General features: G+C 45.8%; 12 protein-coding genes. 1 reads left to right on the forward strand and 11 read right to left on the reverse strand.

What is annotated here, in order from left to right:
• The 10 genes from flgJ to A3757_RS09300 form a co-directional block, all read right to left on the reverse strand.
• On the reverse strand, positions 1-1,037 hold a 1,037-nt coding region (gene flgJ, locus A3757_RS09255; protein ID WP_068739475.1), incomplete at its 3' end, for a flagellar assembly peptidoglycan hydrolase FlgJ.
• A gap of 43 nt (positions 1,038-1,080) precedes the next feature.
• Positions 1,081-2,238, reverse strand: coding sequence for a flagellar basal body P-ring protein FlgI (locus tag A3757_RS09260; RefSeq protein ID WP_082865169.1), 1,158 nt, complete (start codon positions 2,236-2,238; stop codon positions 1,081-1,083).
• Complete coding sequence (flgH, locus tag A3757_RS09265) at positions 2,238-2,936, reverse strand: flagellar basal body L-ring protein FlgH (RefSeq protein WP_068511767.1); 699 nt, start codon at positions 2,934-2,936, stop codon at positions 2,238-2,240. The genes A3757_RS09260 and flgH overlap by 1 nt, the downstream gene beginning before the upstream one ends.
• A gap of 34 nt (positions 2,937-2,970) precedes the next feature.
• The gene (gene flgG / locus A3757_RS09270; RefSeq protein ID WP_068511766.1) at positions 2,971-3,756 is read right to left on the reverse strand and encodes a flagellar basal-body rod protein FlgG; all 786 of its coding nucleotides are present in this window, start codon (positions 3,754-3,756) and stop codon (positions 2,971-2,973) included.
• A 179-nt stretch (positions 3,757-3,935) separates the two neighbouring features.
• Entirely contained in the window at positions 3,936-4,679 is a 744-nt protein-coding gene (gene flgF, locus A3757_RS09275; protein WP_068511763.1) for a flagellar basal-body rod protein FlgF, read from the reverse strand.
• Positions 4,680-4,803: 124 nt separating this feature from the next.
• Complete coding sequence (locus A3757_RS09280; protein WP_068553370.1) at positions 4,804-6,768, reverse strand: flagellar hook-basal body complex protein; 1,965 nt, start codon at positions 6,766-6,768, stop codon at positions 4,804-4,806.
• 72 nt (positions 6,769-6,840) lie between these two features.
• Positions 6,841-7,521 (reverse strand): flagellar hook assembly protein FlgD, encoded by a 681-nt coding sequence (locus A3757_RS09285; protein WP_068508973.1) that lies wholly within the window; start codon positions 7,519-7,521, stop codon positions 6,841-6,843.
• Between the two features lie 13 nt (positions 7,522-7,534).
• Positions 7,535-7,978, reverse strand: coding sequence for a flagellar basal body rod protein FlgC (gene flgC / locus A3757_RS09290; protein WP_068508971.1), 444 nt, complete (start codon positions 7,976-7,978; stop codon positions 7,535-7,537).
• A gap of 2 nt (positions 7,979-7,980) precedes the next feature.
• A complete protein-coding gene (gene flgB / locus A3757_RS09295) occupies positions 7,981-8,388 on the reverse strand; it encodes a flagellar basal body rod protein FlgB (RefSeq protein ID WP_068508978.1) in 408 nt (135 codons plus the stop codon).
• Positions 8,389-8,613: 225 nt separating this feature from the next.
• Entirely contained in the window at positions 8,614-9,204 is a 591-nt protein-coding gene (locus A3757_RS09300; protein WP_068508969.1) for a nitroreductase family protein, read from the reverse strand.
• 203 nt (positions 9,205-9,407) lie between these two features.
• Here A3757_RS09300 and A3757_RS09305 point away from each other — a divergent pair, with 203 nt between their 5' ends.
• Entirely contained in the window at positions 9,408-10,832 is a 1,425-nt protein-coding gene (locus A3757_RS09305) for an adenylate/guanylate cyclase domain-containing protein (RefSeq protein WP_231872322.1), read from the forward strand.
• A gap of 14 nt (positions 10,833-10,846) precedes the next feature.
• Here the strand turns inward: A3757_RS09305 and queF are convergent, their stop codons facing one another.
• Complete coding sequence (gene queF, locus A3757_RS09310; RefSeq protein WP_068508964.1) at positions 10,847-11,713, reverse strand: NADPH-dependent 7-cyano-7-deazaguanine reductase QueF; 867 nt, start codon at positions 11,711-11,713, stop codon at positions 10,847-10,849.
• Between the last annotated feature and the right edge of the window lie 46 nt (positions 11,714-11,759).

Here is an 11,759-nt window from a genome sequence, read left to right on the forward strand (position 1 = left end):
CCAATAATACGATTAATCTTGTTGGCATAGTCTGGGTCGGTTGCATAGCCGGCATCTTGTAGCTCGTGTGCAAAGTCATACGGATCACCCGCTTTCTCGAGCGCTTGCTCATATCGGGCATTAGTACTCAAAAAACGCGCATAATCTGAAAAGCTTTCCTGGTAACCCGAATAAGACCTAAAGTCTGCGCGCTCCTTCACTGCGACACCATTTCGATATTCAGTCGTCGTTATATTTGTGCTGTCACCCGTCCATCCTGTTTGCGCCTTAATACCAAATAAATTATGGCTAGGACTACCATCAGAATTTAAGATCTCTCGTTTACCCCAACCAGTTTCCAGTGCTGACTGAGCCAACATTAGACGAGCATCAATACCTGTTTCTTGCTCTGCCTGTTTAGCATAGGGATAAAGAGAAGCGATAAATTGATCGGGAGAACTGAAGTCTAACTTACTTGATTCAGCAACTTTATCTGAGTCCAGGCTAGCAATCGTCTGATCAATTTGATTCATTGCCGTTTCAATCTTTGCAATTTTCTCTGCGCTAACAAATGGCTGGCGCGCATAGTCTTTCAGAGAAAAAGATTTGTCTTGAGAGGTTAATGGATAGGAACTTAAATCTGACTCTTCACCACCTACGCCTTTTGACATTTGTCGCTTGATCACTTCAGCCAGACCAATACCTTTACCAGTTGATAAGCTTACTGCCATCTGGCTATCAAACATCTGCTGATAAAAGTCTGATTGGTTGCTTTGCAATAGGTTTCCTTCAGAAAATACCTTATTAGCATCGCGCATACTTTTAATCATCATCGAGACGAATATCGATTCAAAGTGTTTGGCGGCAGCATCTAGGGCGCCGTCTCTATCTGTCTTGGATTGATGCTTAAGAGACTGCAGAGCATTGAGATTGTTATAGTCATTTAAGCCCTGGGTATGCTTATTAAAACGGGCAGCACTGTTCTGCAACTGATTCCCTATATTATCAGTCGCCATCATCATCGGATTATTTATCTGACTCATCAGTGCGCTATTCATCACTAACCTCTAAGGTTCCACATGGCTTTGCTTATATTTCTTTCTATATAACAATTAAATCTGCTTTTAAGGCACCAGCCTGCTTCAAGGCTTCGAGTACAGCCATGATATCTCCTGGCGCAGCACCAACTTGATTAACCGCTTGAACAATCTGGCTCAGCGTCGCTGCAGGGCCAAACTGAAACATTCGACTAGGTTCTTGTTCTGCATCAACATCGGAGCGTGGTACGACAACCGTCTGACCACCTCCAAGCGGATTTGGTTGACTGACTGCAGGGTCTTCAGTAATTGTTACCGAAAGACTTCCGTGGGTAACCGCAGCTGGAAGCACCTTAACGTTCTGACCGACAACGATGGTGCCGGTACGAGAGTTAATAATCACTCTCGCCGCTTCTTCCCCTGTTTCAACATTCATATTTTCGAGCATCGACAAAAAGCTAACTCGCTGAGATGCATCGCGAGGGGCTTTGACGGTAATCGAAGCTGCATCGCTGGCGTAAGCTGTATTAGGCCCTAGCAAGTCATTAATCTTCTTGGTTAAATTCATCGCCGTTGTGAAGTCCGGGCGATGTAAATCAAAGGTTAATGTGTCGCCACGATGAAAAGGAGATGCGATGGCTCGTTCAACCGTCGCGCCATTAGGAATCCGTCCCACACTCGGAACGTTAACCTGAATAGAGGAGCCATCGGCACCTTCAGCACCAAAACCACCGACGACAAGGCTGCCTTGAGCAAGCGCATAAACGCGCCCATCTGCGCCCTTTAACGGAGTCATCAATAAGCTACCACCTCTAAGGCTCTTGGAGTCTCCTAACGATGAGGCTGTGATATCAATCTTGTGCCCAGGTTTAGCGAAAGGCGGAAGCTCTGCATGAATTGAAACCGCTGCTACATTCTTTGACTTCGGATCCACACCTTCAGGAATGGTGATACCAAATTTATTCATCATGTTGCGGAAGGTCTGGCTAGTAAAAGGCGTGTTATCTCCTGTACCACTTAAACCGACAACCAAACCATAACCAACCAGCTGATTCGAACGAACCCCCTGTACATTGGCAATATCTTTTAAACGATCCGCGCTAACGTCAAAACTAACCAAAGCAAAACCCAGCAACAATAAACTGGAGCGGCAGAACGAGCTAACTAAAGAAGCGATACCCGCTGCAGTAGCTTTGTAAGAAGCCTTTACACTATAAGACATCACATGAACCACCATTCACTGTTGAAGAATCGGGACAACCAGCCTTGACGATTAACATCATCAAAATCTCCTGTTCCACCATAGGCAATACGAGCATCAGCAACCTTAGAAGACGGGATCGTATTATCTGTGCCAATATCTTGCGGCCTCACCAAACCGGTTAAACGAATATATTCATCTCCCTGGTTCAAGCGCAGCCACTTCTCTCCCTGAATTCGAAGAATGCCATTTGGCAAAACTTCTGAAACTGTGACTGAAATACTACCGCTCAAGCTATTGCTCTGATCACTAGATGCCTTACCATCAAACGCTCGCTCTAAGCTAGGATTAGTCAAAAGGCTCAAACCATGTTTTTGAATAACATTGCCTAGAATGGTTGCCTCATTAAAAGTCACTTCATCATCTTTGTCATAGCTGGTATCTGCTGACTTGGATGAACTGGTGTTTTCTTGCAAGGTAACCGTCAGAATATCACCAACGTTTAAGGCAACCTGATCACCATACATACTAAAGTTTCGGTTAACCTGATAGATCGACCCCGTCACCATTTCACCTGATTTCAGCGCACTCGAAGGTACAGGAGCGTAAGCCGGGTCATTGGGCAAAGGGTGCTCACGAGTCATGATGCTGCATGCACTAGTCAACACGACCAAGCTCAGGCCTAGCACTGCTTTGAATACTTGATTAATCTGCCTCATATAATCACCTTCCCCTCAAACAACTAAGCGCGTATTACAGGTTCTGCCCAATGTACTGGAGCATCTGGTCAGCCGTAGACACAACTTTTGAGTTCATTTCATAGGCGCGCTGGACAGTAATCATGCTGACCAGCTCTTGCACCGTATCTACGTTCGATTGCTCTAGCATGCCTTGCTTAACCTCACCAAAACCTGCCAAGCCCGGCGTGCCCCCTTGAGGGTTACCACTGGCTTCAGTTTCAGCAAACAGGTTATTCCCTAGCGCTTTCAAACCTTGGGGATTAATAAAGTCGACCGTATTAATCTGGCCAACTTGCTGTGCAGTGGTTTCACCAGAAATACTGACCGATACAATGCCATCTTCGCCGATCGTCACTGAAGAAGCATTCTGTGGAATAGTGATGGCGGGTTCTAATAGGTTGCCACCAGCAGTGACGACTTGGCCATCTGAGTTAACCTGGAACTGCCCATCTCGGGTATAACTGGTCGAGCCATCTGGCAATATAACTTGGAAAAAGCCTCTACCATTAACGGCTAAATCGAGAGCCTGGTCAGTCACTTCTAAGGAGCCTTGGGTAAATTGCTTAGTCGTCCCTTCGATCCTGACACCCGTACCGAGCTGGAGACCAGATGGTAATTGAGAGTTTTGTGAGTTCAAGCCACCTGGCTCTCTTTTCACCTGATACAACAGGTCCTGAAAAACCGCTTCATCACGCTTAAAGCCAACCGTACTAGCATTCGCCAAGTTGTTGGAAATCGTGGTCAAGGACATATCTTGTGCACTTAGACCGGTTTTACTGACATAAAGAGCTGGATGCATGATGCTTCTCCCAAATTGAAATTCTACTGCGAATCAATCAGACCTGAAGCGTTTAAGGGCTATCTGTGATACCCCTTATTTAAAGCTAGTAAGCAAATACCGCTAACGAAGCAGTCAAAAAATCAGCACTCTATAAATCTGCAACTACGTGCCGCTTTTATGACGTTTTTCAGGTCTTACTAGGAGAACTGCAACAAACGTGCCGTTTGTTGAGAAATTTGATCAGCCTGGCTCATTAATTTAACTTGAAGCTCATACTGTCGCGATAGAGATAGGATATCTGTTAAAGACGATACCGCATTTACATTAGAACCTTCCAGAAACCCCGTTTCCAGTTTGATGTTCGGGTCAGCAACTGCCGGTGGCTCATCACCCTTCATATGCAATAGACCATCTTCTTTCTTTTCGATCATATCAGGGTCGGGATTAACTAGCTTAATTCGATCAACCGCCGCTAAGCCAACAGCTCCACCACCCAAAGGAAGAACCGAAACCGTACCGTCAGCACCAATCTCAACAGTTGCCGAAGGCGGCAAAACAATTGGACCACCATTACCCAAAACAGGCAAACCAATGCCAGCCCTTAGCTGCCCATTGACATCTACCTGCAGGTCGCCTGCCCGGGTATAGGCTTCCGAACCATCTGCGGCCTGAACCGCAATCCATCCATCACCCTTTACCGCAACATCCAAAGGGTTGCCGGTTTGATTCAGGGGACCCGCCTCAAAATTTGTTCCCGGCCTTTCGGTCAAGGCATAGGCTCTCGATGGATGATGCTCGCCAAACACCGGCATAGCACGCGCCTGAGCGAAATCTTCTTTAAACGCCGTCGTATTAATATTTGCCAAATTATTGGCATGAGCGCGCTGCGCCAGCATATTCTGCTTGGCACCACTCATTGCAATATATAACGCTTTATCCATTTACTTCACCATTAGGATCAAACAATACGCAGCGTCAAAGAAACGGACACTGCAAACGCCTTAGCCTAAGCTCTGCAATTATCTAGCCAACCCAAACAAGGAAGGCTATGAGCGAAATTCAGTACTAGATATTCAAGATAGTTTGCTGGATTGTATCGGCCGTCTCAATGGTCTTGGAGTTGGCCTGATAGTTACGCTGCGCAACAATCAGATTTACCAGCTCAGCAGATAAATCAACATTCGATTGCTCAACTGCAGAGGCCGTTAATAGACCCAAAGACGCCGTACCAGGCGCCCCGACAATCGGGTCACCCGAAGCAAAAGTCTGCACCCAAACACTATCGCCATCAGGTGATAAGCCTTCTACGTCATTGAAGTTAGCCAAAGCTGCCTGCCCTAGAACCAAAGACTCACCGTTGGAGAAACGAGACAGAATGACACCCGACTCATCGACATCCAGACCGACTAATCGACCTGTGGTATAACCATTCTGACTTAAGTCATTTACAGCAAACGGGCTACCAAACTGAGTAAACGATGATACATCTACCTCAAAGTTTGAGCTAGTTGGCGGCTGAGGAATCGGCAAAACCCCGCCATCCACAACATTCAAAGGTCGTGCCGCCCCATTTTGATTGCCTTGACTATCTAAAGGGTCCCAATTAGAAATCAAAACATCATCTGACAATGTTTCATTTAAAGTACCGTCATCGCGGAATACCAAATTATAAGTCGCTCGCGATGCATCTGTTCCAATTAATGGATCTCCAACATCCTGGTTATCCACCTGCACATGCATTTGCCAGGTATTTTCTCCCGACAACGAAGACTGCTGCTTAACGAAATACATGGTCAAAACATGAGAGTTACCAAGACTGTCAAAAATAGTCGTTGACGTCGCGTGGTTATAGGTACCAGGATCCGTTGGTGAAAATTGGTTATTAACAAAAGGCGCACCGGTAAAGTTGGTAATGACGGGCGTTGTGGCACTTAAGTTGGTCGCAACGACCCCCTCGTCAAGTACAATGCTAACTCCACCACCTACAGTCGCATTCAAAACGGCAGGAACAGCATCAGGGTCAAGCACTACCGGCGTCGCCGCGGCATCACTCCCAAGAACCTCAAAACTATCGCCCGAGACACCCGCAAAACCGAATACCAAGTTAGCTCCTTGATCCTGAATAATCTGCAAATCACCAGTAGCACTATCTATGACGGCGGTAACCCCCACCAACGCAGACGAGTTAATACGAGTTCCCAAGTCGGCCAATTGCAATGCATCTGTTGCACCGGCTGGCTGGAAACTAATTCCGTTTAAGCTAATACTCATATTTCCTGAGGCATTATCATATCCAGCTAAGGTTATTGTAGAGCTGGTACTAGCAGTCGCATCCACACCTTCTAAAAGCGAAAACTGAGATGCAATTGCCCCGGCAGTTGATTCCGCAGTCGTTGTAATGGTCTGCGACGTGCCATCCGGAAAGGTCACTTCGATATCCTGACTCGCATAGCCATTCACAATTCCTGCTTGTGCTACACCAACATCCGTTGCACCGTTCGAGTTAATCGTTGTGCCACTCTGAGTCAAAGCTTCTTCTGAAGAATCCAGATTCAAAGCTGCTTCGACATTAGTTGATCTTGATGGAGGCAGATCATTCGCATCAACAACCAGATCACCCAGAACTCCCGATACCGTCCCACCTTCATCAGCCTGAAAGCCCTGGACACGCATACCCGTGTTATTGACCATGAAACCATCTTTATCCACACCTAGCTGACCAGCACGCGAATATTTGGCCTCACCCTGATCACTAAGCACGAAAAAGCCATTTCCGGTAATTGCTAAGTCCAGGTTATTGTCAGTAAAGCTTACGTTACCCTGACCAAACATCTGTCGAATATTTTGTACTGCGACACCGTCTCCCGTTGAGGTAGCCCCCCTGCCGAAAAAACTATTGGAATAAACATCACCAAACTCGGCACGCGAACGCTTAAAACCAACAGTACTCGCGTTCGCAATGTTATTACCCGTAACTTCCAAGTCCGTGGAGGATGCTCTCAACCCACCTAATGCAACGTTAAACGGCATACTACACCTCTCTTCTGATTCTTTTTGTCGTAATGATTACAATTATTTCGCACGCCAGACACATACTCATGCCTAGTTAATCTCTCTAACATCTTCTAAAGGAATAGCGCCCATACCGGCTAAGTTAAGCGAAATGGCACCACCAGTCCCGATCGATACGCTACTCACATTGGCGGAAAGCAAGGTCGTAATTTGACTTACATCTCCTCCTTGATTCGATTCAGCAGCGATCGTGTAATTGTCATAGGGCATCTGCTCCCCCTTGCTATTTGTTCCATCCCACGAGAATGGTACAGAACCGGCAAGTTGTTGCCCCATATCCACCTGATTAACCAACTCACCAGAACCGTTAAAGATACTTACCTTTAATGAACCTGTACTGGCTTCAAGATCAACCAATCCACTAATTGTTCCGTCTGCCGCCATGGGAGCTTCAGTACCTGGCACCAAAACCGTTCGCCCAACCATTGCAGAAGCCTGCAAAGCCTGACTAGACTGATACTGGGTTGCAAAACTTTCTACTTGCGAACTTAGTTTCTGCATTTCTTCAAGAGAGCTAAACTCTGCTAACTGAGAAATGAACTCACCATTATCTTGAGGGTCCAGCGGGCTTTGATTCTCCATCTGGGCAATCATCAACTCCATAAACTCATTCTGACCTAGATCAGACGAACCTTGTGTTTTGGTCGTCGGTTCATAGCGGTAGTCTGATAAAGCATCAGCAGAAGACACCGTTGTATTTATATCTGTCATAAGATTTAGCCCCTTACTGACCTAGCGTTAACAAACGCTGCATCATTGTTTTTGCCGCATCCATTACATCAATATTGGTTTGAAAGCTTCGAGAAGCAGAAAGCATGTCAGCCATCTCTTCAACGACATTTACATTCGGGTACATCACATATCCCTGCTCATCAGCCAACGGGTGGTCAGGCTGGTAACGCATATCCAAAGGTGCATCACTTTCAACAATCCCTTTTACTTCAACACCTACCGACTCAGGCGTCTGCTGTAAGAAATCCCCACCAACTGCCTGGCGCATGGCATCTTCTTGGACAGCCGAAAAGATGGGCTTTCGGGCGCGATATACTTCATCAATACTACTTGCCGCACTGTCTGCATTAGCAATATTACTAGCAGTGGTATTCAAGCGAATAGATTGAGCAGCCATGCCGGATCCGGCAATATCAAAAATCTGACTAAGAGACATATTTATTCACCCCGAATCGCATTGGTTAGTGACTTGAACTTGCCATTCAAAAACTGGAAGCTGGATTGGTATTGCAAGGTATTCTTCATAAACTCTGCCATTTCTTCTTGGGTATCAACGGTATTACCGTCAACAGATGGCTGGCTGGGCGTTCGATAAAGCAACTCATTGCTTCCGCTCGAGTTAGCATGAGGCAAGTGCTGTCCGTTCGTGGTCGCCATCTCGAGAGACTTTGCGCCTCCCTGGCTAGCCATTTCATTACCCAGGACCGCTTTGAAGTCTATATCTCTTGCCTTAAATCCGGGTGTATCTGCATTAGCCAAGTTATTAGCCAACACCTCAGCACGGTTAACACGTAACTCCAGCGCTTGTTCGTGAATTCCTAATGCATTGCTGAATGAAATCGACATCGATACTCCCACTTGCTTCATCATAAAGTTTCTACGATTAGATAAAGCAATTGCGATGCCAACCAATAAATATTTTTTTAATACTTAAAAATCAAATACTTATGGTTTTATGGAGTTTTTTAGATCGGCAATTCCTATCCTTTTAGATTTGCCGTTTTTTGAGGGAACAAGCGAAGATATCACCTGGGTTGACCCAATTTATAGTCAGAGGAAAATCGCCTAGCACTACCATGGGACAAAGTAATCCTTACTAGCAACAGGCGCTAACTTTTTGGCTTCGGCAAGCGGTGTACCAATATATAAGAAGCCCACGATAGACTCCTCGAGCGATAAACCCAGGCCTTGCTTCACGTCGCCATTCAATGCCATTTCTCCGGTACGCCAAATACCACCAAAGCCCTGCGCCTGAAGCGCTAACAACATATAACCCACCGCAACGCCGCAGGACACAACCTGCTCTTCGAAAGGTACTTTAGGGTGTTCGATGTTTTTGGACACAGCAACGATGATCTTGGGTGCCCGAAGCGGCATTGAGCGGTATTTATTTTCTTGCGCTTCACTAAGCTTTCCCTCATTCGCTTCAGCAGCCTGACAAAACAAATCACCCAGACGATGTAACGAGTCCCCTTCGATCACAAGAAATCGCCATGGCTTTAAGCATTTATGGTCAGGCGTCCTAAGCGCTGCTTGAAAAACAGTTTCCATTTGATCAGGGCTTGGGGCAGGAGCACTCAAGCGAGGATGAGAAACCCTGGACTTCAATATTTCCAACACCGCATGAGAGCCCGCCTCATCAATTGTTTTATGCTCATTCATACCCGCGTATCTCCTGCTTTAATATAAGCTACCTAACCTGCACTATTCTTTTCAGGTGAACATAATGATATAACCACATTTAGATCACGAAACCTTAGTGCAAGCGCTATTTCCCAAGAACGAAATTAAAACAGTGTAAGCAAAATTTGTCTATATATAAGGGAACTGATAACCTTTGCTGCTTATCAGAGATGTATGAAAAAATGATCCCATTGAAAATATCTAATAAAAAATCGTCAACACAGAATAAGGCGACACAACACTCCACCGACAAAATAGATACGCCACCGTCAGTCATGCCCGCATACAACGGCAGGGTTTTGGCTTATTTGACGTCTAGTATCACGATGGCGGTCGGTGTTCTTGAAGGACATTTCCACGACTACTTGATCTGGTTTATTCCTGCGGCCATGTTATGGCCACACCTTCTTTACTTTGTTATTAGACATTTAAAGCTAGAGCAAAGCGCTGCAGCACGTGAGAACACACTACTAATAGATGGCGCTTTGGTCGGTGTCATTATTGTACTAATTGACTTCAGCCCGACGGCAACCATATTCAATATTCTCATGGCGAGTTTTAGCTTCATCGTCGTTGGAGGTATGTCGACCTGGCTCAAAGGCAACCTAATCTTACTTACCTCCACCATTATTTCCTCCATGATATTCGGCCTTGACTTCGCGCCTCACGCACCAATGATTGTCGATCTAGTGGCCGGTATTAGCGCTACAGTCTATGTCTCGGTTACTGCTTACTATACCCACCAACAAGCCGAAGCCTTACATAAGGCCAAGCACCAGATTCAGACACAAAGAGAGCAGTCTATATCGCTTTCTCACAAGCTTGCTAAATACCTATCTCCACAAGTCTGGCAGTCAATTTTTACCGGCGAACGTGACGTGCGCCTGGAAACACAGCGCAAGCGTCTATCTATCTTCTTCTCTGACATCAAAGGTTTTACAGAGCTGTCGGAAGAAATGGAACCCGAAGGTTTGACCGAGCTGCTGAACAACTACTTCAACGAAATGTCGCAAATCGCCTTAAAATACGGCGGCACAATCGATAAGTTTATTGGCGACAGTATTATGATTTTCTTTGGTGACCCAACCAGTCGTGGCGCTAAAGAAGATACGATGGCTTGTGTTTCCATGGCAATTGAGATGCGTAAGCACATGAAGATACTGCGTCAAAAGTGGAAGAGCCAAGGAATCAAGACGCCACTGCAAATTCGGATTGGGATCAGTACGGGCTTCAGCACTGTAGGAAATTTTGGCGCTGAAAACCGCATGGACTACACCATTATCGGCAAGGAAGTTAACTTGGCTTCTCGCTTGGAAGCACTATCAGAGCCAGGCGAAATCCTGGTTTCTTACGAAACTTTCTCTCTGATAAAAGATAAGGTTATGTGTCGTGATAAGGGAGAGATTACCGTTAAAGGCTTCGCTAGACCCGTTCCGATTTATCAAATCGTTGACCTTAGACGCGATATCGGTGCCGGTCAGAGCTTCATAGAGCATGAAGCTGAAGGGTTTGCGATGTATCTGGATACCGGAAAAATAGACGACACTAATAAAGACGCTATCGTCCATGCCCTTGAAAAAGCAACTGAGAAACTAAAAGACAGCTAACACAATAACGCTCGTTACTGCCTTGGAGTTCTCAGGCTCTCCGTTCTCGCCTTAAGATCTGCTGTTGCGCGGTAGGGGTTGATATCCAAGCCACCTCGGCGAGTGTAGCGCGCATAAACACTTAAAGAATCACAATGGCAATATTGCAGTAAATCAATAAAGATTCGCTCGACACAATGCTCATGAAAGTCCTGACACTGCCTAAAAGATACAATATATTTTAGTAAGCTCTCGCGATCTATCTGCTGCCCCGCGTAATGAATAAATACAGTCCCCCAGTCTGGTTGCCCCGTCACAGGACAATTCGAGCGAAGCAAGTCAGAGTAGAGCGTCTCGTTCACCTCAACCCCACCTGGCACCGTTTTGAGTAGCTCAGGGTTCGGCTGATATTCAAAGTCTTCCGCATCTATTTCATCAATACACTCTGCGCTAGCATATAAAGACTCTTCTGCTGAACTTCCCTGGCATAAATTCTCTGCCACATGATGTCTTGTATCTTTTAATGCAAGAACCTCTACAGAAACGATTCCACCGGCCGCAGCACTTAAGTCTTTACTTAACAATCGCTCTACAGCCGAAGCATCTTTGAAAGAAAGGTGGTTGAAAGAGTTCAAATAAAGCTTAAAAGACTTCGATTCAATCATGTATGGCGAATCACATGGAATGCTAAAGTACGCGATCGCTGCCTGAGGCTTACCTTTTGAGTTAAGCCAGGACAGCTCGTAACAGGTCCAGCGGTCTTCACCATGAAAAGGAATATCAGCACTCAGGTTCAGACTTTCACGATTTTGTTTTCGGTCTAAGGGAAAAAGTATCTCGGGTGAATAGCTTTGATCGTATTCAGTCCCTTTACCTAATTGGCTTTGATGAGCATCCGTCACTTTTTACTCCTAAGTTCTGAAAGTGAAAAAACTACGCTATGTACTG

It is taken from the genome of Oleiphilus sp. HI0117, from assembly GCF_001635235.1.

Excerpts from the sequence above, each read along its gene's own strand:
- A3757_RS09260 (WP_082865169.1), bottom strand. The coding sequence starts at position 2,238 with ATGTCTTATAGTGTAAAGGCTTCTTACAAAGCTACTGCAGCGGGTATC.
- flgH (WP_068511767.1), bottom strand. The coding sequence starts at position 2,936 with ATGAGGCAGATTAATCAAGTATTCAAAGCAGTGCTAGGCCTGAGCTTG.
- flgG (WP_068511766.1), bottom strand. The coding sequence starts at position 3,756 with ATGCATCCAGCTCTTTATGTCAGTAAAACCGGTCTAAGTGCACAAGAT.
- flgF (WP_068511763.1), bottom strand. The coding sequence starts at position 4,679 with ATGGATAAAGCGTTATATATTGCAATGAGTGGTGCCAAGCAGAATATG.
- A3757_RS09280 (WP_068553370.1), bottom strand. The coding sequence starts at position 6,768 with ATGCCGTTTAACGTTGCATTAGGTGGGTTGAGAGCATCCTCCACGGAC.
- A3757_RS09285 (WP_068508973.1), bottom strand. The coding sequence starts at position 7,521 with ATGACAGATATAAATACAACGGTGTCTTCTGCTGATGCTTTATCAGAC.
- flgC (WP_068508971.1), bottom strand. The coding sequence starts at position 7,978 with ATGTCTCTTAGTCAGATTTTTGATATTGCCGGATCCGGCATGGCTGCT.
- flgB (WP_068508978.1), bottom strand. The coding sequence starts at position 8,388 with ATGTCGATTTCATTCAGCAATGCATTAGGAATTCACGAACAAGCGCTG.
- A3757_RS09300 (WP_068508969.1), bottom strand. The coding sequence starts at position 9,204 with ATGAATGAGCATAAAACAATTGATGAGGCGGGCTCTCATGCGGTGTTG.
- A3757_RS09305 (WP_231872322.1), top strand. The coding sequence starts at position 9,408 with ATGATCCCATTGAAAATATCTAATAAAAAATCGTCAACACAGAATAAG.